The sequence below is a fragment of the Bacillus sp. FSL K6-1218 genome, from assembly GCF_038006445.1.
GTDB lineage: Bacteria > Bacillota > Bacilli > Bacillales > Bacillaceae_G > Bacillus_A > Bacillus_A thuringiensis_S.
The window spans coordinates 4,516,356-4,540,972 of the sequence record NZ_JBBOVE010000001.1 but is presented as its reverse complement, the minus strand read 5'-3'; the positions used below and the strand labels follow the sequence as shown (position 1 = coordinate 4,540,972).

Genomic DNA, 24,617 nt, shown 5'->3' with positions numbered 1-24,617 from the left:
ATAGAATCTTTCTGAAAAACAAGGGGGTAAATGGAATGAACATCTACGTACTCATGAAACGAACATTTGATACAGAAGAAAAAATCGTAATTAAAAACGGTGCAATTTACGATGGCGAAGCGGAATTCATCATCAACCCTTACGATGAATATGCAATTGAAGAAGCAATTCAAGTAAGAGACGCACAAGGTGGAGAAGTTACAGTTGTAACAGTCGGTGGCGAAGATAGTGAGAAAGAACTTCGTACTGCATTAGCGATGGGCTGTGATAAAGCGGTATTAATTAATATTGAAGATGATGTAGAAAATGGTGACCAGTTCACGACAGCAAAAGTGCTTGCTGAATATTTAAAAGATAAAGATGCAGATTTAATTTTAGGCGGAAACGTTGCAATTGATGGTGCATCTGGACAAGTAGGTCCACGCGTAGCTGAAGCGTTAAATATTCCGTACGTAACGACAATTACAAAACTTGAAATTGACGGTACAAACGTGAAGATTGAGCGTGATGTTGAAGGTGATACAGAAGTGATCGAAACTTCATTGCCGGTTTTAGTAACAGCACAGCAAGGTTTAAATGAACCGCGTTATCCATCGCTTCCAGGTATTATGAAAGCGAAGAAAAAGCCACTAGAAGAAGTAGAATTAGATGATTTAGATTTAGAAGAAGATGATGTGGAAGCAAAGACAAAAACAATTGAAATCTATTTGCCTCCTAAGAAAGATGCAGGAAAAGTGTTACAAGGCGAGCTGCAAGATCAAGTAAAAGAACTTGTATCGTTGCTCCATACAGAAGCGAAAGTAATCTAATAAAATACGAAATTATATATGCAGGAGGGAAAATCTATGGCTCGTAAAGTATTAGTAATGGGTGAAGTTCGTGATGGATCGCTACGTAACGTTTCGTTTGAAGCGGTAGCAGCAGCAAAAACAATTGCAGAAGGCGGTGAAGTAGTAGGTCTTCTAGTTGGAGACAGCGTTGCCTCTTTTGCAAATGAATTGATTCATTACGGTGCAGATCGCGTTGTGACAGTTGAAAATGATAAATTAAAATCATATACATCTGATGGTTATGCACAAGCGTTTTTAGCTGTACATGCTGAAGAAAATCCAGAAGGTATTGTCTTTGGACATACAGCACTTGGTAAAGATTTATCACCAAAATTAGCAGCGAAGCTTGAAGCTGGTTTAGTTTCTGACGTAACTGCTTTAGAGGTTGAAGGTGGAAATGTTATCTTCACTCGTCCAATTTACTCTGGTAAAGCATTCGAGAAGAAGATTGTAACAGACGGTATCTTATTTGCGACAGTTCGTCCAAATAACATTGCAACTCTTGAAAAAGATGAGTCTCGTAGTGGTGACGTATCTTCTATTACAGTTGATGTGAAAGATTTACGTACAATCATTCAAGATGTTGTCCGTAAAACTGCAGAAGGTGTTGATCTTTCTGAAGCGAAAGTTATTATCGCTGGCGGACGCGGTGTGAAGAGTGAAGAAGGATTTAAACCATTAAAAGAGTTAGCTGACGTACTAGGCGGCGCTGTTGGGGCATCTCGTGGTGCTTGTGACGCTGAATACTGTGAGTACTCATTACAAATTGGTCAAACTGGTAAAGTTGTTACGCCAGACTTATATATTGCATGTGGTATTTCTGGTGCGATTCAGCATTTAGCAGGTATGTCTAACTCAAAAATAATCGTTGCGATTAATAAAGATCCAGAAGCAAGTATCTTCAAAGTAGCTGACTACGGTATTGTCGGTGACTTGTTCGAAGTTGTACCTCTTTTAACAGAAGAGTTTAAAAAGTTAAAAGTACATTCATGATTTAAGTACCCTTGAGTTCCAAGTGAAGTACCCCTATATATAGAAAAAGGTGAGAGATCCCCTGTCTCTCATCTTTTTAGTATTTAATCCGTATTTTTATATAGTATAAAGGAACATTTTTTTGTTACAATACATAACGATACATATTATTCGCCACGTATATAAGTTAATGATATACTCTTGGTAGAATATACTTGAAGGAGGAAATAAAATGGCAATTGTAAACGCAAATGACCAAAGCTTCGCAGCTGAAACTAGCGAAGGTGTTGTATTATTAGATTTCTGGGCACCTTGGTGTGGACCTTGTAAAATGATCGCTCCTGTATTAGAGGAAATCGATGCAGAACTAGGCGAAAAAGTAAAAGTAGTAAAAGTAGATGTTGATGAGAACCAAGAAACTGCTCGTCAATTCGAAGTAATGAGCATTCCAGCTCTTTTCGTATTAAAAGACGGTAAAGTAGTTGATCAAACGTTAGGTTACAAACCGAAAGAAGCGTTAGTAGAATTAGTTTCTAAACATTTCTAAAATAAAAAAGCTACCAGTTGGTAGCTTTTTTTATTTTCTTTTTTACAGTCTTTCCGTTACAATAAAAGAACGTATGTTGGGTGTTTGGGCATAGTATGTTTTCAAGGGAAAATAAAAATGCTAAGTATGTAGAAATGGAGGGAGACGAGTGCACGAACATTTGAAAGAGAAGTTGGCTATTTTACCAGATCAACCTGGTTGTTATTTGATGAAAGATAAGCAAGGAACGGTTATATATGTTGGAAAGGCAAAAGTGCTTAAAAATCGTGTGCGCTCGTACTTTACTGGTTCACATGATGGGAAAACACTGCGGCTTGTAGGAGAAATTGTTGATTTTGAATATATTGTAACCTCTTCGAATTTAGAAGCACTTATTTTAGAGTTAAATCTAATTAAAAAATATGATCCGAAATATAATATTCAATTAAAAGATGATAAAACATATCCTTTTATTAAAATTACAGCGGAGAAACAACCGCGCTTACTCATTACTCGAAATGTAAAAAAGGATAAAGGAAAGTATTTTGGTCCTTATCCAAATGCACAATCTGCTCATGAAACGAAAAAACTGCTAGATCGTATGTATCCACTTCGGAAATGCACGAATATGCCAGATAAAGTTTGTTTGTATTATCATATGGGTCAATGTCTAGCGCCTTGTGTGAAAGAAGTGACGGAAGAACAAAATAAAGAAATTGTAGATGAAATTATTAAGTTTTTAAATGGTGGACATAAAGAAATTCGTTCAGAATTAGAAATAAAAATGTATGAGGCCTCAGAGAAACTAGAGTTTGAACGTGCAAAAGAGTTGCGTGATCAAATTGCTCATATTGATGCGATTATGGAAAAACAAAAGATGATTATGAGTGACTTAGTGGATCGCGATGTGTTTGGATATGCAGTGGATAAAGGATGGATGTGTGTTCAAGTTTTCTTCGTTCGAAAAGGCAAGCTAATTGAACGTGATGTTTCTATGTTTCCGATTTACGATGAACCAGAAGAGGGCTTTTTAACGTTTATCGGTCAATTTTATGAAAACAGTAGTCATTTTAAGCCGAAGGAAATTGTCGTTCCAGGAAGTATAGATTCGGAATTAGTAGAGCGCTTTTTAGAAGTGGAAGCGACACAGCCGAAACGTGGTAAGAAAAAAGACCTTGTAGAATTAGCAAATAAAAACGCAAAAATTGCTCTTGAAGAGAAGTTTTACTTAATCGAACGTGATGAAGAACGAACGATTAAAGCGGTAGATCATTTAGGGAAGCAGCTTGGAATTGAAACACCGTATCGTATTGAAGCGTTTGATAACTCAAATATTCAAGGAACAAATCCCGTTTCTGCAATGATTGCTTTTATCGATGGGAAACCAGCGAAGAAAGAATATAGGAAATATAAAATTAAAACGGTTCAAGGGCCAGATGATTATGAGTCTATGAGGGAAGTTGTGAGACGCCGTTATACAAGGGCGCTTAAAGAAAATTTACCTTTACCGGATTTGATTATTATTGATGGCGGAAAAGGCCACTTGGCGGCTGCAAGTGATATTTTAGAGAATGAGCTCGGATTATATATTCCGATGGCAGGTCTTGTAAAAGATGACAAACATAAAACCTCCCATTTAATTATTGGAGATCCCCCGGAACCTGTGATGCTTGAGAGAAATAGCCAAGAATTTTATTTATTGCAGCGTATTCAAGACGAGGTGCATCGATTTGCGATTACATTCCATCGTCAATTACACGGGAAATCTGTCATTCAATCAGCATTGGATGACATTCCAGGAATCGGTGATAAACGGAAAAAGGTATTGTTAAAACATTTTGGTTCATTAAAGAAGATGAAAGAAGCTTCTGTAGCAGAATTTGTCGAAGCAGGTATGCCAAAAAATGTTGCAGAGACGATTTATACGTATTTAACAGATAAGAAGACGTTGTAGTTTACAATGTCTTCTATTTTTTGTTATAATTTCTGAAGATTTAAAATAAATTGATGTGAATGAAAATACAAAAAAGTCAACTAAACTGATATGTCTAGTTGACTGTAGGTAATGCTTACACTTCAATGAGATCTTTTATATCCCATTTCACAAGAAATGTAATAGAGTCAGAACGTTTTTTCTTTTCTTCGTATGACTCTGCAACGACGTTCCGTTGCTTTTGAATTTGTTCAGCGATGAATCCAGCTTCTAGTTGATAAGAAGAATGCCTTTTTTGTTTTTGACGTTCTGCAATGAGTGTGCCTTTAAGTTGGAACTGCATTTCACGACGCTTATGTTCAATAATGCTTAAAGTGCCCCAGCCAGCCTTTTCAAAGAACTGAATGACTTCTTCAATTGTTTCTAGCGGATATTTTCTTGCAAGGTTTCTACCAGACCAGTATAAAATACCATCTAAATCGTTGCCGATTAAATCAGGTAGTAATTCTTCACGTAGCAATTCATAAGCGAAGGCGTTCAATGAAACATCTTCTAAAGATGTTATATCGATTGTATTTTTACTCACAATATTCCCCTCTTTCTATAGGGATTATTATATAACATTTTTCATTTATAAAAACAGATTTTTCTTTAGGGAAATCTGAATATCTAAGAAGAAAAAAAGAATTGGCAAATTATATGCAAATTATGTATACGTTTTCTTGACGCTTCGACAAAAATAGGGGTAAAATGAACTTGTTATCAAATTATGCTGAAATATTTCGAATAATTTTTTCAGTTTTTCTTATGCCAATAGTGAAAAAACATTATTGTTATAAATTAATCTGAAAACAGCAGTCAAACATTCAAGGGGGTAATGGGGACATGAAAGGCCGCGAGTATACGTTTCGTAAGTGGCACTCATTAATGGGGGTCATCCCGGTTGGTGTCTTTTTGACGCAACATCTAATTGTAAACAACTTTGCAACAAGAGGAGCAGAGGCTTTTAACAAAGCTGCAGGCTTTATGGAGCTCCTTCCATTCCGGTATGCGCTAGAAATTTTCATCATCTTTTTACCGATACTGTACCATGCTATATATGGCTTATATATTGCATTTACAGCTAAGAACAATGCGGTTTCTTACGGTTATTTCCGTAACTGGATGTTCGTCTTCCAAAGAATTTCAGGTATCGTTACGCTGATTTTCATTTCTTGGCACGTCTGGGAAACTCGTATTCAAGCAATGTTAGGTAAAGAGGTAAACTATGATATGATGGCAGATATTTTAAACAATCCAGCTATGTTTGCATTCTACTTAGTTGGTGTTGTTTCAACAATTTTCCACTTTGCAAATGGACTATGGACATTCTGCATCAGCTGGGGAATTACAGTATCTCCACGTTCACAAAGAATCTCTACTTATGTAACATTAGCTATTTTCTTAGGTCTATCTTATGTAGGTGTGAGTGCATTATTAGCGTTCATCGATCCACAGCTAGCAAATCAGTAAGGAGTGGGAGAGCATGAAAGGGAAACTTATAGTAGTCGGCGGTGGCTTGGCTGGCTTAATGGCAACGATTAAAGCGGCAGAAGCAGGAGTAAATGTTGAACTGTTTTCTTTAGTACCAGTAAAACGTTCACATTCTGTATGTGCTCAGGGCGGAATTAACGGTGCCGTAAATACGAAAGGTGAAGGGGATTCTCCATGGATCCACTTTGACGATACAATTTATGGTGGGGACTTCTTAGCGAACCAACCACCAGTTAAAGCAATGTGTGAAGCAGCACCTGGTATCATTCATTTAATGGACCGTATGGGTGTTATGTTCAACCGTACGGAAGAAGGACTTCTTGATTTCCGTCGATTTGGTGGAACGCAACATCACCGTACAGCATTTGCTGGTGCAACAACTGGACAGCAATTACTTTACGCATTAGATGAGCAAGTACGTCGTCACGAAGTAGCAGGACTTGTAACGAAATATGAAGGTTGGGATTTCTTACGAGCTGTTGTTGATGATGAAGGTGTGTGCCGAGGAATCGTTGCACAAGACTTACAAACTATGGAGATTAAAAGTTTCGGAGCTGATGCCGTGATTATGGCAACAGGGGGCCCTGGTATCATTTTCGGAAAATCAACAAACTCCATTATTAATACAGGTACAGCAGCGTCTGCTGTATATCAGCAAGGCGCATATTATGCAAATGGTGAGTTCATTCAAATTCACCCAACGGCAATTCCAGGAGACGATAAATTACGTCTTATGAGTGAATCTGCACGTGGTGAAGGTGGACGTGTTTGGACATATAAAGATGGTAAACCATGGTACTTCTTAGAAGAAAAATATCCGGCTTACGGAAACCTTGTACCTCGTGATATCGCAACGCGTGAAATCTTTGATGTTTGCGTAGAGCAAAAACTAGGTATTAACGGTGAAAACATGGTGTACTTAGATCTTTCTCATAAAGATCCGAAAGAACTAGATATTAAACTTGGTGGAATCATTGAAATCTATGAGAAATTTACAGGTGATGATCCTCGTAAACTACCAATGAAAATCTTCCCAGCTGTTCACTATTCAATGGGCGGACTATGGGTTGACTATAAGCAAATGACGAGTATTCCAGGTTTATTTGCAGCAGGTGAGTGTGATTATTCTATGCACGGTGGTAACCGCCTTGGTGCAAACTCACTATTATCAGCAATTTATGGTGGTATGGTAGCAGGACCAAACGCAATTGAATATATGAAAGGTCTTTCTAAATCATCAGATGCTGTTTCGTCTACTGTATATGAGCAAAATGAATTAATCGAAACAGAGAAATTTAACAATATTTTAACGATGGATGGTAATGAAAATGCATATGTTCTTCATAAAGAGCTTGGAGAATGGATGACAGATAACGTTACAGTAGTTCGTGAAAATAAAAAGTTATTAGAAACAGATGCGAAAATTGAAGAGTTAATGGCTCGTTACAAACGTATTAACATTAACGATACAGCGAGATGGAGTAACCAAGGTGCTTCATTTACACGTCAACTTGCAAATATGTTTGAGTTAGCACGTGTTATTACAATTGGCGCATATAACCGTAATGAGAGCCGCGGGGCGCATTACAAACCTGAATTCCCAAATCGTGATGATGCAAACTTCTTAAAAACTACGATGGCAAAATTTGAAGGAGAAGGAAATGCACCAGCATTCCATTACGAAGACGTTGATGTTTCATTAATTAAACCACGTAAACGTGATTATTCTTCAAAACATGATGTAGCTGCTAAGGGTGAAGAGAAGGGGGATAAACAACATGTCTGAGAAAACAATCCGCCTCATCATTACGAGACAAGATGGACCAGATGCACAAGCGTTTGACCAAGAGTTTGAAATTCCATATCGTCCGAATATGAATATTATTTCGGCGCTTATGGAAATTCGTCGTAATCCTGTTGATTCAAAAGGGAATCAAACAACTCCGATTGCATGGGATATGAACTGCTTAGAGGAAGTATGCGGAGCATGTTCAATGGTTATTAACGGAAAACCACGTCAATCATGTACGGCTCTTATTGATCAATTAGAACAGCCAATTCGCTTAAAGCCGATGAAGACATTCCCAGTTGTACGTGATTTACAAGTTGACCGCAGTCGCATGTTTAATGCTCTAAAACGCGTTAAAGCTTGGATTCCAATTGATGGTACGTATGACCTAGGTCCAGGACCAAGAATGCCTGAGAAAAAGCGTCAATGGGCTTATGAGCTTTCAAAATGTATGACATGTGGTGTTTGCTTAGAATCATGTCCAAACGTAAACAGTAAGTCTGACTTTATTGGACCAGCGCCGTTATCACAAGCTCGCTTATTCAACTCACATCCAACGGGTGAAATGCATAAAGCAGATCGCTTACGTGCAATTATGGGAGATGGAGGACTAGCAAACTGTGGTAACTCTCAAAACTGTGTGCAATCATGTCCGAAGGGTATTCCTTTAACAACTTCAATTGCGGCATTAAACCGTGATACAACAATTCAATCGTTCAAAGATTTCTTTGGTAGCGATAATAACTATTAATAAATATTGCCTCTTCATCTTGAAGGGGCAATATTTATAACTATATTTTTCAGTTTATTCTGTTTTTTTGAGAGGAAGGGGAGATAACGTTGAAGAGAATTTCTTATATTGAAGACTTCGAGAAATGGGAAAGTGGTTTTTTATTTTACAATCCTGTAAAGGTTCGTTTTGGTGAAGTAGATATGTTTGGACATGTAAATAATGTCGTTGCTTTTACTTATTTTGAAGAAGCTCGTATCGCGTTGTTTAAAGAACTTGGATTTATGCAAGAGTGGACACATGCATCATCAGACACGATGATCGTTGTTGCGGATTTACAATGTAATTTTATTAAGCAAATATATTATGATGAACAGTTGAAGGTGTATGTAAAGGCAGGATCGGTTGGGAATTCTTCTTTAGATTTACATTATATGGTGAAGAATGCAGAAGGAGAGGTTTGTTTAGTAGGCCGTGGAATGATGGTTCAAGCGTCGAAAAAAACAGGAAGAGGCGAACCATGGCCTGAAGAATGGAAGAAGAAATTACTACAATGATAGAGTGAAAGAAAAATAAGAGAGCAATTTGCTCTCTTATTTTTTGTCTTCCATCGCTTCTTCTAATGTTAAGTGATGTTTATATAGGTATGTAGCGTATGGATTACCAACGTAGCGTAAGTGCCATGGTTCATATGCATATTCTGTTGTATCTGTTTTATCTTCTAAGTAACGAATGACAAAGCCGAATTTATGAGCGTGTTCCGCGACCCAGTTTCCTTCTGCTGTCTCTCCGAAGATAGGCTCTAATTGAAATTTAGCTGTTTTTGAACTAATATCCATTGCTAAACCCGTTTGGTGTTCACTTGTACCAGGAATTGCGCTTACTGAATTAGCTTCAGCTTTTCCTTGACGTCTAACGTATGTATCATGCAACGATTTTTGACGTTTGTATGAACGATAACCAGATACAGCTGTAAGATCAATCCCTTCTTTTTTTGCAGCTTTGAACATGTTTTCAAGTGCCTCTGCAGCATCTTTGCGTAGTAGCGTTTTTTCTTTATCTTTTGGACTAGTGAATGGTACGTTTGGTCTTGTTAAGTCTTCAGGAGTGTATCCATCTGGTAGTTTTCGATGTTTATTAATTAAGACAAGATTAGATTTTGGATTTGTTACAACTGAAAAGTCATTGTCTATTTTCTTTGCATTATGATCAGCTTTTGGAAAAGCAGGAATCTCTTCTTTTGGGTGGTTATTATGTTTTTGACTTTCGACAGCTTTCGCTTCATTATGTAGTGGTGATTTAGAACCAAAGTAAGCGAAAGATGTGATACCGATTACAATAGTAGTGGCAGAAATAATTATTATCTTTTTCATAATGCCTTGTAATCACAGTCCCTTCTTAATAAAATGTGTATCTTTTTTTATTATAAGTCTAGTTTGTTGGAAAAGAAATATCAGAGTCATAACGTAATAGAAATGCAAAGAAAATGTCAGAAAATGTGTAAATTTGTAGTATTTTTTTATATAATTCATTTCTTATCTTTCATGAATTGCATTTTTTATGTAATATATATACATAAGAAGATGTAGCGATTATCGAGAATAAAGAACTTCTTGTATAGACTAGGAGTGAATGGGAATGGATTTTGCAACAATTATTGGACTTATTTTAGGATTTTTAGCAGTGGTAGTAGGGATGGTCGTCAAGGGCGCTGACGTAACAGCCTTATTAAATCCTGCCGCAGCATTAATTATTTTTATCGGTACATTTGCTGCAGTATGTATTGCATTTCCGATGAATCAACTAAAAAGGGTTCCAAAACTATTTAAAGTTCTTTTTGGTTCAAATAAAAAGGATTTAAGTTATGAACAGTTGCTAGAATTATTTGTTCATTGGACATCTGAAAGTAGAAAATACGGTATTTTGTCTTTAGAGCAACAATTAGACAAAATTCAAGATGAATTTCTTTTGCGCGGTATGAAATTTGTGATTGATGGCGTATCCGCAGAAGATTTAGAGCAAATTTTGGAATCTGAATTAGAGGCAATTGAAGAAAGACATGCAAAGGGAGCTGCTATTTTTTCACAAGCTGGTACGTATGCACCGACATTAGGAGTTTTAGGTGCTGTTATCGGTCTTGTAGCTGCGCTTGGTAACTTAACTGATATTGAAAAGTTAGGTCATGCTATTTCGGGTGCATTTATTGCAACGATTTTTGGTATTTTTTCAGGGTATGTATTATGGCATCCATTTGCAAATAAGTTAAAGCAAAAATCTTCAGCTGAAATTGAGAAAAAACGTTTAATCATTGATTGTTTATTAATGTTACAAGAAGGTACATATCCGTTTATTATGAAGAACCGCATTTTAGGTGCACTTTCTGCAACTGAGCGTAAAAAGCTAGAAAAAGGAGCAGAAAAAAATGCGGAGTAAGAAAAATAGAAGAGGCAAAAAGAAAAAACATGATGAGCATATCGATGAAACGTGGTTAATCCCATATTCTGATATGTTAACGTTGTTATTTGCATTGTTTATCGTTTTATTCGCAATGAGTAGTATAGATGCTGCGAAGTTTAAACAGATGGCAGTTGCTTTTCGAAGTGAATTAGCCGGGGGAACAGGTAACAAAGAATTTTTAAGTGATCAAAAGCCAAATGATGAAAAAGAATTATCGGCAAGTAGCCTTGAGGCAGAACAAGCAAAAAAACAAGAAGAAGCTAGAGCTAAAGAAAAAAAAGAGATGGATGAATTGAAAGCATTACAAAAAAAGATTGATCAATATATTAATGAAAAACAATTATCCTCTTCTTTTCAAACTAAATTAACTGAAAAGGGATTAATGGTGACAATATTAGAAAATATACTGTTTGATTCGGGGAAAGCAGATGTGAAATTAGAATCTTTAGGGATTGCAAAAGAGATGTCTAGCTTACTTGTTTCAGCGTCACCTCGTGAAATTACAGTATCCGGTCATACGGATAATGTCCCTATTGCCAATGCACAGTTTGCGTCGAATTGGGAATTAAGTACGCAGCGGGCAGTTAATTTTATGCAAGTATTACTGCAAAATAAAGAATTACAACCAGAAAAATTTAGTGCGATTGGTTACGGAGAATACCGTTCGATTGCTCCAAACGATACACAAGAAGGAAAGGCAAAGAATAGACGTGTGGAAGTATTTATCTTGCCTTTAACAGAGAAAGTAAAATAAAGAGGATGGCGAATGCCATCCTCTTTATTTTACTTCAAATGATTTTAAGTTGTCGCGACGGATTTTATCCTTTTCTGCATCTGATTTTTTGAAATCATAATCATATAAAGCGCCTTCCCAATCGCCATACATTGGATTCGGGAAAATAATGAATTTCTCACCAAATTGTGCTTTTGAATCTTCTACTGTTTGGTTACGATCTTTTACAGATTTTCCATCAAAACCTGTGAAATCAGATAAGTTATCACCGAAGAATAAGACAATATCATGAGTTTGAGAAACGAGTTCACGGCGTTTTTCTTTTCCTTTTTCTTTCGGATCTTGTAGTAATATATGTTCTTTCGTTGCTTGAGGAGCACCTACACGCTCAAGATTTTTAATTGTTGCATCTAGTTGGTTCGTTTTACGATTTGAGATGTAGTAAATATCTACACCTTTAGACTCTGTATATTTTAAGAAATCAATTGCGCCTGGAAGGGCTTCAGCCTCAGCTTTGTTAATCCAATCATCCCATTTGTAAGGATAACCTTTGCCTGTTTTTACGCTCATTGCTTGATGAGGACTGTTATCTAAAACAGTTTCGTCTAAATCAAGTACGATAGCAGGTTTTTTCTCTGTCCCTTTTGCAAGAACTGCATCAAGTTTTAATTGACCAATGTTGTACCCTTGATAGTAAAGTGCTTTCGTTTCACCAGCTGTTTGATACCATAAATCAGCCATTAATTGTTGTTCTGTTAATTTTACTTTCTCTTCTTTCGCCACTGTTTTCTCTGGTGTTCCTGAACATGCTACAAGTGATGTAGATAGAACCGCTACAGATAATAAAGTGGTAATGCTCCTCTTCATCTTCATATGTATCCTCCTCGATGTTAGAAAATCATTTTATATTATATATTAAAATATAATATTTTTATATGAACATTTGCATATTGTCTTTTGTATATATAGTAGTATGTCCTATATTAGAAAGATGAGCAAAATAATAACAGTTGTTTTGACAAGTTTAATTGTCGTAATGACAATTATAATTGACAAAGAGAACTTTATTATTTACAATTTTAACTAAATAGAACAAATGATGGATTAATGACGGTGTTTACATATAAGAGGATGAAGTGTAGAGCTATATTTTGTCTTGAATAAACATAGTCTTTGAAAGAGAGTACGAATAATACTAAAGGGGAGGCTTTAAACTTTGAGTTTACAAATTCAAAACTTAACGAAACAATTTGGGGAATCAAAAGCTGTTAACGGTTTACAAATTTCGTTACCAAAAGGTGAAGTACTAGGGTTACTTGGACGAAATGGTGCAGGGAAAACAACAACAATCAAAATGCTTCTCGGATTATTAACGCCTAATGAAGGTTCGATTACGTGGGATGGAAAAGCATTTGGGAATAGTGGCGTAACAATTGGGTATTTACCAGAAGAAAGAGGTTTATATACAAAAAGTAGAGTAATAGATCAGCTGCGATATTTTGGTAGATTAGAAGGAATGTCGAAGAAAGAAGTAGATCACGCTATCGATCACTGGTTAGAGCGTTTAGCGATACCAGAATATAAATTTAAAACGGCTGGAGAGCTTTCAAAAGGGAATCAGCAAAAAATCCAATTAATTGCTGCTCTTCTTCATAATCCGGAACTTCTCATTTTAGATGAACCATTCAGTGGCCTTGACCCAGTTAATGCCGGGATGTTAGCTAGTATTATTGAAGAACAAGTACAGAGCGGAAAGACGATTATTTTATCAAGTCATCGTATGGAACAAGTAGAGGCTTTTTGCCAACATGTATGTATTTTGAAAAAAGGTGAAGCAGTCGTAAAAGGACAGCTAAGTGATATTAAGAAAGAATACGGTTTCCGTAATTTAACGATTGAAGATACAGTAGAGAATGAAACGGGATTAGAAGCTATACATGTATCGTATGAAAAACAACAAGGCCTTCTTTATGTGAAAGTACAAGGCGATGCGGAAGCTCTCAAGATTTTGCAACAGTTGCAAGAGCAAGGTGTTAGCTTACGACAATTTAAAATGTTAGAGCCGACGTTAAACGAAATCTTTGTAGAGAGGGCGAAATAACGATGCGTAAATTTTCTCACGTATTTTCATTTTATTTTAGGGAAGCGTTTTTATCTAAAAAATCATTAATTACGAGTGCGATTTTATTTTTAGTTGTGTTTGGGATTTTTGCATTTAATCATTTTACTTCAGGCGATGATAAAAATAAGGATAAAGATAAAATTGCAGTTGTAGTAGAGAGTTCCACATATAAAGTACAAAAAGATGAGCTAAATAAGCTATTGCCATCAGCAAAAATAACGCTTGGTTCAAAGGATGATTTTGATAAACTGCATAAGCAAGTAGAAGAAGGCGATTTAGATGGTCTATTCCATGTGACGGAAAAGGGTGGGGCTCCATCGATTACATATATGTATAATGGATTTCCAAGCCAAGCAACTTCTGCAATTATGGCAGGATATTTAAAGCAACAATATACGATTGTGACGATTGCCAAAAATAATGTTTCACCAGAAATTGCACAGCAATTACAAACAGAAATTCAAGTAAAGCAAGAAGCGATAAAAGATCGTACATCTTCTTTCGGAATTGCCTATTTCTTTACATTTGCTTTATATATGTTTATTGTAGCGTTTGGAAATACAATCGCAATGAATATTGCATCTGAAAAGGCGTCACGTGTAATGGAAGTAATGCTTCCGAAAGTGAAGCCTCTTACAATGATGTATGCGAAAATTTTAGCGGTTGTTTCAACGGCGTTATTGCAACTTGTCATATTGGCGTGTGGTTATCTTATTCCATATTTGTTGGGTTGGGTTGATTTAGAAAGTGCCTCACTATTTGGTATTCCAATTGACTTTACGAAATTAGATGCAAAGGTTATCAGCATGTTTCTTGTTTATTTCATTACGGGATATTTACTTTATGCGATGATGTATGCTGCTGCTGGAGCTGTCGTGTCTAAGACGGAGGATTTACAAGCTGTATCTTTCCCGGTAATGATTTTAATTATGGCTGCATTCTTCATTAGTATTAAATCATTAAGTGATCCGAATAGTACTATCGTTGTTGTAAGTTCTTACGTTCCATTTTTTACACCGATGGTTACCTTCTCACGTATTGTAGCTGGTGAAGCAGGTATGCTAGAAATTACGATAACATTAGCGGTCTTATTGGCGACAATTGCGGTATTAAATGCTGTTACAAGCCGCATTTACGTAAACGGCGTAATGAATTACTCAGATAAAGTGAAATTTAAAGATTTAGCGAAATTTATAAAGCGTCAATAATGAGAGAAAAGCATGATTTCCTATTGAAATCATGCTTTTTCTTTATGTATAAATTAAAAATAGTATATAATAATAAGAGTCGTCTTTTAATAGAATGAATAAAAAGGAGGGTGTGCAGATGGGGATTAGTAGTCGTTTTACAGTAGGTGTTCATATGCTGACATTACTTGCGATAGATCGAAACTCTCGCTGTACCTCTGAATGGATTGCCGGTAGTGTGAATACAAATCCAGTTGTGATTCGTCGCATTACAGGAATGTTGAAGAGAGCAGGACTTGTTGATGTACAAGCTGGTAAAGGTGGTACGACACTTGCTCGAGATTTAGAAGAAATTACATTACTTGATGTATATAAAGCAGTGGAAGTTGTAGAAGAAGGACAGCTATTTTCCTTCCATGAAAATCCCAACATTGAATGTCCAGTAGGAGCTAATATTCAATCAGTATTAGAAATTATTTTAATGCAAGCGCAAGAAGCGATGGAAAACGTACTTGCAAATGTAACGGTAGATCAATTAGTTACAAATTTAAAGTCTAAAATGAAAGAATAAAAAAGCGAGCTTCCTCATAATGAGGGCTCGCCTTTTTTTATTCAGAAACATTGAAAATTCTATTTTTCAGTATTTAAAATGAATTTACCTACGATAGCTGCGAAGATACCACCAAGAATTGGTGCTACGATGAATACCCATAGTTGAGAAAGTGCTTCTCCACCAACAAATAAAGCTGGTGCGATACTACGAGCTGGGTTAACAGATGTTCCAGTTAACGGAATTCCTAATAAGTGAATTAAAACTAATGTGAAACCAATTACTAGTCCCGCTAAAGAAGAACTGCCTTTTTTACCTGTTACAGCCACGATAACTAAAATGAATACGAAAGTTAAAATGAACTCAACTAAAAATGCTCCAGATAAACCAAGAGTTCCGAAACCATTTTGTCCTAAATTATCTAAAGGTGTTTTAGCAGATTTTAAAATTGTTACTAACGTTGCAGTTCCTAATAAACCACCTAAAATTTGAGCTAATACATAATAACAAAGTTCCATAGCGTTCATTCGTTTGTTGATGAACATAGCTATTGATACTGCTGGATTAATGTGACATCCAGAAATTGTTCCGATGCTATATGCCATAGCTACAATAGATAGACCGAAAGCCATAGCGATTCCTAATGTTCCAATTCCTTCAATTCCGCCGCCAGTGACAGCTACTCCAGTTCCGAATAATACAAGTACAAATGTACCAATAAATTCAGCGATTGCTTTTTTTAACATAATTTACCTCCTATTAATGCGCATGAAACGTATTATAACATAAGTTTTAGTATAAACAGCCAATGAAGTACTATTCTGATAAGGCGAAATAGGGGGACAATAAAAAAGAGTATGGTTCATCTCTATAGAACCATACCCTTTTTTTATGCTGATTTTTTCTGTTTAACGACTGGAACAGAACGGTTTAAAATACTATTTGCAACCATTCCTAACATAATAATAATCATTCCAATGAGGGAAAGTCCTCCAGGGAATGAACCATTTAAGAAAATGATTTCGCCAAGCACGGTAAATACCATCGTTCCAGCTTGTGTTGCTTCAACTGCCCCGAGTAAGGCGAGGTTATCTTTTGCTAAGTCAGTAGCAAAGAAAAATGTCATCGTTGCAATAACGCCGGAACATAATGCTAATAAAAGCCCTTGAAGCATTTGGCTGGATGTTGGAATGCCAGTAGTAGAAAATCCATATATACCAAGCAAAATTGTTATAGGAAGACTTCCAATAGCCATTCCTAATACACGTTGGAACGTATCAAGGCGTCCGCCAACAAGTTCCATCATTTTTCGGTTACCGAACGGATATAAGAAAGCGGCTAATACGACAGGTAAAAAACCTGAAATGAACTGAGTCATTGTAATATGGCCTGCGGCAGTTGCTTGCATACAAATTACACCAAGTAAAATAAATAATGCAACATATAAGCTACGAAGTGGAATTTTTCCACGTACAAGTTTCGTACCTGATTTTGTTTCTATTTTCACGAAAAATAGTGGTGATAGTAGTAAACCAGCTAAAATCGTAACTTGCCAAGTTCCAGCAACGAGCCAAGCTGGAGAAAAGACAGCTGCGAAACTTAATAAAGAATAAAAACCAATACCTGCAACGGAACCCCATCCGATCCATGCTAATGGATGTTTTTTTAATTCTTCCCATAATCCCCTAAAGTTTTTGCGAAATAAAACGATAAGGAATAAAATAGGAAGAGCAAATAAAAAACGGAAGGAAGCTGTCCAAGCCCAGCTCGTTCCAGATACATTCATTGCTCTATTAATAATAAAGGTTGCAGAAAAAAAGGCAGATGATAAAAGACCTAATAAAATTGCGCGCATAAAGTATAGCACTCCTTTCGAAAATAAATAATTATGTATAGTATAATATACTTTAATTAAATAAAAGTAAACTATTTTATACTTTAAGGTGGTTTTATATATGAAAGAAAATGAAGATATGCAAACGAAAGAAGTCATTCAACAAGTTGGACAGTTATTGAGACAAATTCGAAATGAACAGAAATTAAGTTTAGAAGAATTAGCTCATAAAACAGGAGTGAGTAAATTAACATTAGGAAAAATTGAAAGAGGGGAAACAAATCCGACGCTAGCTGTCATTTGGAAAATAACGAAAGGGTTATCAATTCCTTTATCCAGATTGATGGTTGTTGGAGAACCTGTAGCTGTTGCGCGCTGTGGAGAAGGATTTGCAGTAGATGAAGGACAAGCGTGGCATTTAGAAACGATGTTCCGTTATACGAAAGAAACAGGGATGGAAATGCACCGTGCTTGTTTACGATCAAATAGTATATATAAACCAGAAGCTCATCATGAAGGTGCGATTGAGCTTGTAACGGTAATGAAAGGGAAAGTGTCTATTCAAGTGGAGAATGATGTATACGAATTAAATGAGTTTGATTCCATCCAATTTGAAGCGAATAAGAAGCATGTTTATAAAAATGAAGAAGAAGAAGTGGCGGTATTACATTTAACGATGAAATATTCTTCATGAAAAAATCACCTATAGGATTCTATAGGTGATTTGCTCTTCTTAAGTATATGAAATGATGCCATTAGTACGAGCGTGGCATAAATAATAAACAAATGAAATAAACTAAAAATCCTGTCCCAAAACATAAAACAGCAATAACCCAAATGATACGAATAAGAGTAGAGCTAATATCAAAATATTCTCCTAAACCACCACATATACCAAATAGCATTTTATCAGTTTCGGATTTACATAACTTTTTTGACATATTCCAATCAACTCCTTTTTATATCAAACTGCATACTTTTATTCTATATGGAAATTTATGAGAAGACTATGGGGTTGTATTACATTTTTTTGAGAGACGATCATATTAATTGTCTTAATTTTCAGTGGATATTAAACTTGTAGTTATGAGGTGATTTTTAATAAAGGGTGGGGAAATAGGGATGACAGTATATTGGTTGACTAATGTAATGCTTGAATCAAGATATACATATGAAGAAGAGAGAATTTCACGAACAGAAACAGAATTATGTAGTTTACTCATTGAAGATGGACGAATTAAAAAAATTATAGAAGGGGTTGTTCAAGAGGAAGATATAGTAACGCTTGATGCTAAGCGCTTATTAATGTTGCCAGCTTTCGAAGAGATGCACATTCACATTGATAAAACATATTATAGTGGCCCCTGGAAAGCTTGTAAGCCAGCAGAAAGTATTTTTACACGTTTTAATGAAGAAGAAAAAATTTTACTAAAGCAATTAGCAACTGCTCAAGATAGAGCGGAAAATATGCTAGAGTTACTACTGCGAAATGGTGCAACGAATATTAGAACGCATTGTAATGTTGATCCGATTATTGGACTTGGTAATTTGGAGGCGACGTTAGCGGCATTAGAAACATATAAAAATCGATTGTCTGGTAGAATTGTTGCGTTTCCGCAACATGGATTATTGCGCAGTAATTCTGTGCAACTCGTGAAAGATGCGATGCGTATGGGTGCTCATCTAGTCGGAGGAGTAGATCCAGCTACAGTGGATAATGATATTGAAAAATCATTACATACAATTATGGATATCGCAGTAGAATTTAATGCGGATGTTGATATTCATTTACACGATGCGAATAATCTTGGAACGTTTACGATGAAGAGATTGGCAAGTTTAACAGAAGAAGCAGGGTGGCAAGGGCGTGTAACAATTAGTCATGCACTTGGACTTGGTGGTGTTACTGATAAAGAGGCTGAAGAAGTGGCAGAAAGACTCGCAGCTGTAAATATTGATATTACTTCAACAGTACCAATTGGTAAACAAGTAATTCCAATTCCGTTATTAGATAAAAAAGGTGTTAAAGTTTCATTAGGAAATGATAGTATTACAGATCATTGGTCACCGTTTGGAACAGGTGATATGCTTCAAAAGGCAAATCGATTAGCAGAGCGTTTTGGATGGAGTGACGAAAGGTCTTTAGGAAAAGCAATTCGCTTTATTACGGGAGGAAAAGAAACGTTAAATAATGAAGGGAAGCGGGTATGGCCGAATGTAGGGGATGAAGCGAGCTTTGTTTTGACAAATGCGACATGCACTGCTGAAGCGGTAGCACGCCAAACAGAAAAAAGTTTAGTCGTGTATAAAGGAAGTATTGTTGTTGGAAGCTTAAATGAGGTGGAATTAAATAATCTTGTGTAGAAGAATCGTTTAAATACCTTGGAGAGGGTTCTAATGGTGAATATAGAACTCTTCTTTTTTATTCTTACAATATATTTTTTATAGAAAAGCTAGAAGGGATGGGCATTTTGGACAATCAACATAACCAAAATCATATTATGGGAACTTTGCAATGGTTTATATTTCTATTAGCAAATTCAATCGCACTACCAATTGTCGTTGGCGGATTATTTCATCTTACGACGGAAGAAATATTTTATTTAATGCAGCGTACGTTTTTTGTAGTTGGTATATCTTCTTTCTTACAAGGATGGATCGGGCATAGATTGCCAATTGCGGATGGACCAGCTGGATCTTGGGTTGGTGTATTTACAGTACTTGCTTATGCAACTGTCGGGCAGGATCAACTGCATAGTACACTGCAAATTTTAGAATTAGGAATGATAATCTCCGGTGTTATTTTAATAGGATTAGGAGTAACTGGTTTTATAGGACGTATTTTATTTTTATTTACGCCAGTTGTGACAGGGACGTTTTTACTTTTATTATGTTTACAATTAAGTGGTGTATTTTTAAAAGGAATGCTAGGAATTACAGCTACTATTTCTCAAATCGATGGATTTACAGCGATAATCGCGTTTAGTATATTTTTGTTCGTTATTATACTGTCTAATTTTGGAGAAGGTTTTGTCAAAAGTTATGCAGTTTTAATAGGATTAATTAGCGGGTGGATTATTTTTCTCATTGCAGGAAAAGTGACGGTTCCATCTCAAGTAACTCATTTTGTGCAACTTCCACAAATATTTGCTTGGGGACTTCCAAAATGGAATACTGGTATGGCAGTATCCAGTTTCGTTATGGTATGTATTTTAGTTTCAAATACAGTGGCAGCTATTATAGCGATTAATCAAGCTACCATTCATAAAGCAACTATTGAACAAAAACAGTTGAAGGATGGTACGTGGGTTGGAGGGATTTCACATATCATTTCCTCCGTATTTTCAACTGTAGGTGTCGTTCCGTTACCAGCAACGGCAGGATTTATACGCTTAACAAAACAAAAATATATACGATCGTTCTTAATGGCATGTGCGTTACTAGTCGTAATGTCTCTTTTTCCAAGTATTATTCGTTATTTAGCATCTTTACCATCGGCTGTCGCATCGGCTGTTTTAATGGCTTCGTTCGTACAATTAATTGGAATTGGATTTAATAATATAAAACAAGTGCCGATGAGTGAAAGGAATGTAACGATTTTAGGAGTGGCAGTATTATTTGGAAGCGGCGTTATGTTTTTACCGTCTGGAGCACTCCAATCCTTGCCGTCTGTTATGCAATATATATTCGGTAATGGTTTATTTGTAGGTACGGTTGTAAGTATATTGCTAGAACAAATATGGCGCGTTGGAAAGTGAGTGGATAAAAAGAGTGTACGCAATGTATAAAAGTCTAAAATAACATGGGAAATAAAGCCCATTTTTATTCACCACCTGCACATTTCGTTCATACAATATCTTGACTAAATAAACACCCAACTTACACATACACAGCTCTGGCTTAAGCAAGGAGGGTTATACCAGTTGAAGGAAAAAGCGTATCAATCTAAACCTTTACTCACAAAGAGAGAAAGAGAAGTATTTGAATTACTGGTTCAAGATAAAACAACGAAGGAAATTGCAGGTGAACTTTTTATAAGTGAAAAGACAGTTCGTAACCACATCTCAAACGCAATGCAAAAGCTAGGGGTTAAAGGACGTTCACAAGCAGTTGTTGAGCTTCTTCGCATGGGAGAGCTCGAACTATAAGAAAGCAGCCGACTTTTATATAAAGAGTCGGCTATTTTTTGTTTGCTTCACTTGCTATATGAATGATAAGAACACTCCATACATAAATAGGTAATAAGGAGGGGATATGTTGAAAAGGATACTGTTAGTTTCAACAAGTGCTCATGATATGAATGGACACCCGACTGGTTTGTGGCTGGAAGAGCTCGCAGCTCCTTATCATGTATTTAAAAAGGCTAAGTTTGATGTTGATATTGTGTCAATAAAAGGTGGGAGAGTACCTATAGATAGAGTGTCTATTCCGAATGGTATACCTCGCGAATTCAAGCATGTAGCTTCTTTATTGCAAAATACGAGGCCGATTTCAAATGTTCATTTTTCGGATTATGATGCGGTTTTATTTGGTGGTGGGCACGGGGCGATTGTAGATTTTTCAGGTAATCCATATGTAGTAAATTTGATTGAGAATATGTATAACAATAACCGGATTGTAGCGGCTGTTTGTCACGGAGTAAGCTCCTTAGTCGGTGTGAAAAATCAGGATGGCTCGTTTTTTGTTGCGGGTAAGCGTATAACAGGTTATACAAACGATGAAGAAAGAGCTGTACATTTAGAAAAGCGCGTTCCGTTTTTGCTAGAAAGTAAGTTGAAAGAAGAAGGAGCTTTGTTTTATGTAGCCCCCAATTTTACGCCGCATGTAGTAGTAGATGGTCATTTAATTACAGGACAAAATCCACAGTCTAGCGTGGAAATAGGTAAGGCTATAAAAAGGGTTGTAAATAAATTATCGTCATTTTAATTTCTGTTCATTTCTTCTTATTAATGGGAATGTCTTCTTTTCAAAAAAAGATGGAGCAATGAATATGCACTTTATATAGAAGAAACCGACTTTCTTATAGAAGGTCGGTTATTTTTCTGTCTTGCAAATTACGAAAAAAAGGAGCAAAATAAAAAAGGTCCTAGTCTATACATGGGCAAATGAAAATTTTCATACAGAAGCATTTGAAGTGAGCGAACTTAAAGTGTGTAAAATATAATGATAAACATAAAAGATGATGAATGAGAAAACGGGTGATGAAGTTGAATAGAGCAATCGGTGTTATCGATTCAGGAGTTGGCGGTTTAACAGTAGCGAAGGAATTAATTCGTCAGTTGCCGAAAGAGCGTATCATATATTTAGGAGATACAGCACGTTGTCCTTATGGTCCACGTTCTCGAGAAGAAGTGCGTCAATTTACGTGGGAAATGACGGAGCATTTACTAGATTTAAATATTAAAATGTTAGTTATTGCGTGTAATACAGCAACTGCAGTTGTATTAGAAGAGATGCAAAAACAATTACCAATTCCAGTAGTAGGAGTTATTCACCCAGGATCACGTACAGCTTTAAAAGTGACAAACACGTATCATGTTGGGATTATTGGAACGATTGGAACTGTGAAAAGTGGTGCATACGAAGAGGCGTTAAAGTCTATTAATAACCGTGTTATGGTAGAAAGTTTAGCTTGTCCACCTTTCGTTGAACTTGTAGAGAGTGGGAATTTCGAAAGTGAAATGGCGTACGAAGTTGTAAGAGAAACGCTGCAACCACTGAAAAGTACCGATATTGATACACTTATATTAGGGTGTACACATTATCCGATTTTAGGACCTGTTATTAAAAAAGTAATGGGAGATAAAGTACAACTAATTAGTTCTGGTGATGAAACAGCACGTGAAGTAAGTACAATCTTATATCATAGTAAAATGTTGAATGAAGGAGAAGAACAAAGCGATCATCTCTTCTTAACAACAGGAAAAATAGGCTTGTTTAAAGAAATTGCATCAAAATGGTTCGGTCAACCGATTGAAAATGTGAAGCATATTCATTTAGAAAAAGAATAATAGTAGAATTCATATAAGTAAGCTCCTGAGAAATCAGGAGTTTTTGTTTATCCCGCTATTTTCCAGGCAGTAAGACCCCCCACCTCAAAATTCAGCGGAAGAAAAGAAGTTATGTGGGGGATGAACAAAACTCCCACTGATTAAAGTTTCGCTATATAAGAGGCACAGCTTGTTCTAAAATGTGAAACGGCTCGTATACATAATAGTACAAACTTAGATTTTAGGGGGGAATGGCATGCCTAAATCCACTTTTAAATGGGTTGTTGGTGCTACTGTGAGCGCTGTTTTACTAACAGGGTGTGGCTTTATAAATCAGGAGAAAGCAACTGAACAAATTGATCCGCCAAAACAAGTTACGTATACAGAGGGTGGGAAGAAAGAAGTAGCTAAAAAAGATAAGCAAGGGCAAATGGTAAATAGAGAACTATACCTTGTGGATAAAAATGGTTATGTTGTACCACAAACGTTAGCTATACCTACTCCGAAAGCAAATGAGACTGTGAAGCAAACGTTAGAATACCTTGTGAAAGATGGACCAGTAACGAATTTATTACCGAATGGGTTTCGTGCAGTCATTCCGGCGAATACAACGATGACCTTAGATTTGAAAAAGGACGGGACGGCAGTTATTGATTTCTCTAAAGAAATGAAAAACTATGCGAAAGAAGAAGAGCGTCAAATCGTTGAATCTATAGCGTGGACGTTGACGCAATTTACAGAGATAAAACAAGTGCAGTTCCAAATAAATGGTGAGAAATTGGCAAAGATGCCTGTTGGTGGTACACCGCTTGGTGAAGGAGTGAGCCGTGCAAATGGTATTAACTTCGATGATGAACAAGTAGCAGATGTAACAAATACAAAACCAGTCACACTGTATTTTATGGCGCAAAATAATAATAAACAGCAATATTACGTACCAGTAACGCGCCGTGTTGCAGAAGGAAAAGAAAATGATTATGCAGCAATTATAGATGAGCTTGTAAAAGGTCCGATTCATCAATCGCTCCTGAATGATTTTAATCCAGGCGTTAAGCTTATTACGAATCCGAAATTACAAGACGGAAATCTTACATTAAACTTTAATGAAAATATATTTGTAAACCCAGATAAAAATATGATTTCAAATTACGTATTGAAGTCGTTAGTTTTATCTTTAACAGAAAAGAAAGGTGTGAAAAATGTTTCTATTGAAGTGAATGGAAAAGCAAATCTTATAGATGAAAAGGGCGGAAAGTTGATAAAACCTGTAGATCGTCCAGAAAACGTGAATACAGGTAGTTTTTAATCTTGAATAATTTGATATACTTAAGTAAGAAAGGAGAATTGCTTTTTGGGTTCTCCTTCTTTTATTGTATACATATCATACATTTAAATTTGGCTATACTAACGAGTAGTAATTAAGAGGAGGTT

At 36.1% G+C, this 24,617-nt stretch carries 26 protein-coding genes; 20 read left to right on the top strand and 6 right to left on the bottom strand.

The features are described 5' to 3' along the window. The first annotated feature begins 35 nt into the window (after window positions 1-35). The 4 genes from etfB (at window position 36) to uvrC (ending at window position 4,282) form a co-directional block, all read left to right on the top strand. Window positions 36-809: an electron transfer flavoprotein subunit beta gene (gene etfB, locus MHI26_RS23175; protein WP_001029031.1), complete on the top strand. Its 774-nt coding sequence runs from the start codon at window positions 36-38 to the stop codon at window positions 807-809. 36 nt (window positions 810-845) lie between these two features. Further along, window positions 846-1,823, top strand: a complete 978-nt coding sequence (gene etfA / locus MHI26_RS23170) for an electron transfer flavoprotein subunit alpha (protein ID WP_000101957.1) — start codon at window positions 846-848, stop codon at window positions 1,821-1,823. Window positions 1,824-2,034: 211 nt separating this feature from the next. Next, the gene (trxA, locus tag MHI26_RS23165; protein WP_001018944.1) at window positions 2,035-2,349 is read left to right on the top strand and encodes a thioredoxin; all 315 of its coding nucleotides are present in this window, start codon (window positions 2,035-2,037) and stop codon (window positions 2,347-2,349) included. Between the two features lie 148 nt (window positions 2,350-2,497). Then, window positions 2,498-4,282 carry an excinuclease ABC subunit C gene (uvrC, locus tag MHI26_RS23160; protein WP_061666243.1) on the top strand — a complete coding sequence of 595 codons (1,785 nt, stop codon included), beginning with the start codon at window positions 2,498-2,500 and terminating at the stop codon, window positions 4,280-4,282. Between the two features lie 115 nt (window positions 4,283-4,397). On the opposite strand, the gene MHI26_RS23155 is transcribed toward uvrC, so the two are convergent. Next, a complete protein-coding gene (locus MHI26_RS23155) occupies window positions 4,398-4,847 on the bottom strand; it encodes a YslB family protein (RefSeq protein WP_000042214.1) in 450 nt (149 codons plus the stop codon). Window positions 4,848-5,146: 299 nt separating this feature from the next. Between MHI26_RS23155 and sdhC the strand changes: the two genes are divergently transcribed. From sdhC to MHI26_RS23135, 4 genes are all read left to right on the top strand, one after another. Next, window positions 5,147-5,773, top strand: coding sequence for a succinate dehydrogenase cytochrome B558 (sdhC, locus tag MHI26_RS23150; RefSeq protein ID WP_000678354.1), 627 nt, complete (start codon window positions 5,147-5,149; stop codon window positions 5,771-5,773). Between the two features lie 13 nt (window positions 5,774-5,786). Continuing rightward, the gene (gene sdhA / locus MHI26_RS23145; protein WP_000676742.1) at window positions 5,787-7,580 is read left to right on the top strand and encodes a succinate dehydrogenase flavoprotein subunit; all 1,794 of its coding nucleotides are present in this window, start codon (window positions 5,787-5,789) and stop codon (window positions 7,578-7,580) included. After that, window positions 7,573-8,334, top strand: a complete 762-nt coding sequence (gene sdhB, locus MHI26_RS23140) for a succinate dehydrogenase iron-sulfur subunit (protein ID WP_001291827.1) — start codon at window positions 7,573-7,575, stop codon at window positions 8,332-8,334. The genes sdhA and sdhB overlap by 8 nt, the downstream gene beginning before the upstream one ends. A gap of 89 nt (window positions 8,335-8,423) precedes the next feature. Next, on the top strand, window positions 8,424-8,870 hold the full coding sequence (locus tag MHI26_RS23135) for an acyl-CoA thioesterase (protein WP_000822725.1): 447 nt from the start codon (window positions 8,424-8,426) through the stop codon (window positions 8,868-8,870). Window positions 8,871-8,906: 36 nt separating this feature from the next. Here MHI26_RS23135 and MHI26_RS23130 read toward each other — a convergent pair whose 3' ends face one another. Further along, on the bottom strand, window positions 8,907-9,686 hold the full coding sequence (locus tag MHI26_RS23130) for a M15 family metallopeptidase (protein WP_000720194.1): 780 nt from the start codon (window positions 9,684-9,686) through the stop codon (window positions 8,907-8,909). A 265-nt stretch (window positions 9,687-9,951) separates the two neighbouring features. On the opposite strand from MHI26_RS23130, the gene motA reads away from it, so the two are divergent. Further along, window positions 9,952-10,746 carry a flagellar motor stator protein MotA gene (gene motA, locus MHI26_RS23125; protein WP_000344851.1) on the top strand — a complete coding sequence of 265 codons (795 nt, stop codon included), beginning with the start codon at window positions 9,952-9,954 and terminating at the stop codon, window positions 10,744-10,746. Continuing rightward, on the top strand, window positions 10,736-11,524 hold the full coding sequence (gene motB / locus MHI26_RS23120) for a flagellar motor protein MotB (protein WP_001256734.1): 789 nt from the start codon (window positions 10,736-10,738) through the stop codon (window positions 11,522-11,524). The genes motA and motB overlap by 11 nt, the downstream gene beginning before the upstream one ends. A 24-nt stretch (window positions 11,525-11,548) precedes the next feature. On the opposite strand, the gene MHI26_RS23115 is transcribed toward motB, so the two are convergent. Continuing rightward, window positions 11,549-12,376 carry a 5'-nucleotidase, lipoprotein e(P4) family gene (locus tag MHI26_RS23115; protein ID WP_000782822.1) on the bottom strand — a complete coding sequence of 276 codons (828 nt, stop codon included), beginning with the start codon at window positions 12,374-12,376 and terminating at the stop codon, window positions 11,549-11,551. A gap of 343 nt (window positions 12,377-12,719) precedes the next feature. On the opposite strand from MHI26_RS23115, the gene MHI26_RS23110 reads away from it, so the two are divergent. From MHI26_RS23110 to MHI26_RS23100, 3 genes are all read left to right on the top strand, one after another. Further along, complete coding sequence (locus MHI26_RS23110; RefSeq protein WP_000058119.1) at window positions 12,720-13,604, top strand: ABC transporter ATP-binding protein; 885 nt, start codon at window positions 12,720-12,722, stop codon at window positions 13,602-13,604. A gap of 2 nt (window positions 13,605-13,606) precedes the next feature. After that, window positions 13,607-14,833, top strand: a complete 1,227-nt coding sequence (locus tag MHI26_RS23105) for an ABC transporter permease (protein WP_061666244.1) — start codon at window positions 13,607-13,609, stop codon at window positions 14,831-14,833. Window positions 14,834-14,951: 118 nt separating this feature from the next. Further along, window positions 14,952-15,383 carry an Rrf2 family transcriptional regulator gene (locus tag MHI26_RS23100; RefSeq protein ID WP_000512998.1) on the top strand — a complete coding sequence of 144 codons (432 nt, stop codon included), beginning with the start codon at window positions 14,952-14,954 and terminating at the stop codon, window positions 15,381-15,383. Window positions 15,384-15,442: 59 nt separating this feature from the next. Here the strand turns inward: MHI26_RS23100 and MHI26_RS23095 are convergent, their stop codons facing one another. Beyond that, window positions 15,443-16,108 carry an aquaporin gene (locus MHI26_RS23095; protein ID WP_000913211.1) on the bottom strand — a complete coding sequence of 222 codons (666 nt, stop codon included), beginning with the start codon at window positions 16,106-16,108 and terminating at the stop codon, window positions 15,443-15,445. A 143-nt stretch (window positions 16,109-16,251) separates the two neighbouring features. Further along, window positions 16,252-17,217: a DMT family transporter gene (locus MHI26_RS23090; RefSeq protein ID WP_001201631.1), complete on the bottom strand. Its 966-nt coding sequence runs from the start codon at window positions 17,215-17,217 to the stop codon at window positions 16,252-16,254. 100 nt (window positions 17,218-17,317) lie between these two features. Here MHI26_RS23090 and MHI26_RS23085 point away from each other — a divergent pair, with 100 nt between their 5' ends. Continuing rightward, window positions 17,318-17,890: a helix-turn-helix domain-containing protein gene (locus MHI26_RS23085; protein WP_061666245.1), complete on the top strand. Its 573-nt coding sequence runs from the start codon at window positions 17,318-17,320 to the stop codon at window positions 17,888-17,890. Between the two features lie 61 nt (window positions 17,891-17,951). On the opposite strand, the gene MHI26_RS23080 is transcribed toward MHI26_RS23085, so the two are convergent. Next, entirely contained in the window at window positions 17,952-18,137 is a 186-nt protein-coding gene (locus tag MHI26_RS23080; protein ID WP_000038410.1) for a PspC domain-containing protein, read from the bottom strand. A gap of 181 nt (window positions 18,138-18,318) precedes the next feature. Here MHI26_RS23080 and MHI26_RS23075 point away from each other — a divergent pair, with 181 nt between their 5' ends. From MHI26_RS23075 to gerM, 6 genes are all read left to right on the top strand, one after another. Further along, on the top strand, window positions 18,319-19,560 hold the full coding sequence (locus tag MHI26_RS23075; protein WP_061666246.1) for an amidohydrolase family protein: 1,242 nt from the start codon (window positions 18,319-18,321) through the stop codon (window positions 19,558-19,560). A 98-nt stretch (window positions 19,561-19,658) separates the two neighbouring features. Further along, the gene (locus MHI26_RS23070) at window positions 19,659-20,954 is read left to right on the top strand and encodes a purine/pyrimidine permease (RefSeq protein ID WP_061666247.1); all 1,296 of its coding nucleotides are present in this window, start codon (window positions 19,659-19,661) and stop codon (window positions 20,952-20,954) included. A 165-nt stretch (window positions 20,955-21,119) separates the two neighbouring features. Then, window positions 21,120-21,344 (top strand): spore germination transcription factor GerE, encoded by a 225-nt coding sequence (gene gerE / locus MHI26_RS23065; protein WP_000659484.1) that lies wholly within the window; start codon window positions 21,120-21,122, stop codon window positions 21,342-21,344. Window positions 21,345-21,450: 106 nt separating this feature from the next. Beyond that, window positions 21,451-22,122 (top strand): type 1 glutamine amidotransferase domain-containing protein, encoded by a 672-nt coding sequence (locus MHI26_RS23060; RefSeq protein WP_061666248.1) that lies wholly within the window; start codon window positions 21,451-21,453, stop codon window positions 22,120-22,122. Window positions 22,123-22,397: 275 nt separating this feature from the next. After that, window positions 22,398-23,207, top strand: a complete 810-nt coding sequence (gene racE, locus MHI26_RS23055) for a glutamate racemase (RefSeq protein WP_000774005.1) — start codon at window positions 22,398-22,400, stop codon at window positions 23,205-23,207. Between the two features lie 235 nt (window positions 23,208-23,442). Beyond that, complete coding sequence (gerM, locus tag MHI26_RS23050) at window positions 23,443-24,492, top strand: spore germination protein GerM (RefSeq protein ID WP_001126747.1); 1,050 nt, start codon at window positions 23,443-23,445, stop codon at window positions 24,490-24,492. Window positions 24,493-24,617: the final 125 nt, after the last annotated feature.

What these genes read in the sequence shown, in the direction of transcription:
- racE (WP_000774005.1), top strand. Translation starts at nt 22,398, where the DNA reads ATGAAGTTGAATAGAGCAATCGGTGTTATCGATTCAGGAGTTGGCGGT.
- MHI26_RS23070 (WP_061666247.1), top strand. Translation starts at nt 19,659, where the DNA reads ATGGGCATTTTGGACAATCAACATAACCAAAATCATATTATGGGAACT.
- etfA (WP_000101957.1), top strand. Translation starts at nt 846, where the DNA reads ATGGCTCGTAAAGTATTAGTAATGGGTGAAGTTCGTGATGGATCGCTA.
- gerM (WP_001126747.1), top strand. Translation starts at nt 23,443, where the DNA reads ATGCCTAAATCCACTTTTAAATGGGTTGTTGGTGCTACTGTGAGCGCT.
- MHI26_RS23105 (WP_061666244.1), top strand. Translation starts at nt 13,607, where the DNA reads ATGCGTAAATTTTCTCACGTATTTTCATTTTATTTTAGGGAAGCGTTT.
- MHI26_RS23095 (WP_000913211.1), bottom strand. Translation starts at nt 16,108, where the DNA reads ATGTTAAAAAAAGCAATCGCTGAATTTATTGGTACATTTGTACTTGTA.
- MHI26_RS23090 (WP_001201631.1), bottom strand. Translation starts at nt 17,217, where the DNA reads ATGCGCGCAATTTTATTAGGTCTTTTATCATCTGCCTTTTTTTCTGCA.
- MHI26_RS23130 (WP_000720194.1), bottom strand. Translation starts at nt 9,686, where the DNA reads ATGAAAAAGATAATAATTATTTCTGCCACTACTATTGTAATCGGTATC.
- MHI26_RS23085 (WP_061666245.1), top strand. Translation starts at nt 17,318, where the DNA reads ATGAAAGAAAATGAAGATATGCAAACGAAAGAAGTCATTCAACAAGTT.
- sdhB (WP_001291827.1), top strand. Translation starts at nt 7,573, where the DNA reads ATGTCTGAGAAAACAATCCGCCTCATCATTACGAGACAAGATGGACCA.
- trxA (WP_001018944.1), top strand. Translation starts at nt 2,035, where the DNA reads ATGGCAATTGTAAACGCAAATGACCAAAGCTTCGCAGCTGAAACTAGC.
- MHI26_RS23075 (WP_061666246.1), top strand. Translation starts at nt 18,319, where the DNA reads ATGACAGTATATTGGTTGACTAATGTAATGCTTGAATCAAGATATACA.
- MHI26_RS23115 (WP_000782822.1), bottom strand. Translation starts at nt 12,376, where the DNA reads ATGAAGATGAAGAGGAGCATTACCACTTTATTATCTGTAGCGGTTCTA.
- sdhA (WP_000676742.1), top strand. Translation starts at nt 5,787, where the DNA reads ATGAAAGGGAAACTTATAGTAGTCGGCGGTGGCTTGGCTGGCTTAATG.
- sdhC (WP_000678354.1), top strand. Translation starts at nt 5,147, where the DNA reads ATGAAAGGCCGCGAGTATACGTTTCGTAAGTGGCACTCATTAATGGGG.
- MHI26_RS23060 (WP_061666248.1), top strand. Translation starts at nt 21,451, where the DNA reads ATGTTGAAAAGGATACTGTTAGTTTCAACAAGTGCTCATGATATGAAT.
- MHI26_RS23100 (WP_000512998.1), top strand. Translation starts at nt 14,952, where the DNA reads ATGGGGATTAGTAGTCGTTTTACAGTAGGTGTTCATATGCTGACATTA.
- MHI26_RS23080 (WP_000038410.1), bottom strand. Translation starts at nt 18,137, where the DNA reads ATGTCAAAAAAGTTATGTAAATCCGAAACTGATAAAATGCTATTTGGT.
- etfB (WP_001029031.1), top strand. Translation starts at nt 36, where the DNA reads ATGAACATCTACGTACTCATGAAACGAACATTTGATACAGAAGAAAAA.
- motA (WP_000344851.1), top strand. Translation starts at nt 9,952, where the DNA reads ATGGATTTTGCAACAATTATTGGACTTATTTTAGGATTTTTAGCAGTG.
- motB (WP_001256734.1), top strand. Translation starts at nt 10,736, where the DNA reads ATGCGGAGTAAGAAAAATAGAAGAGGCAAAAAGAAAAAACATGATGAG.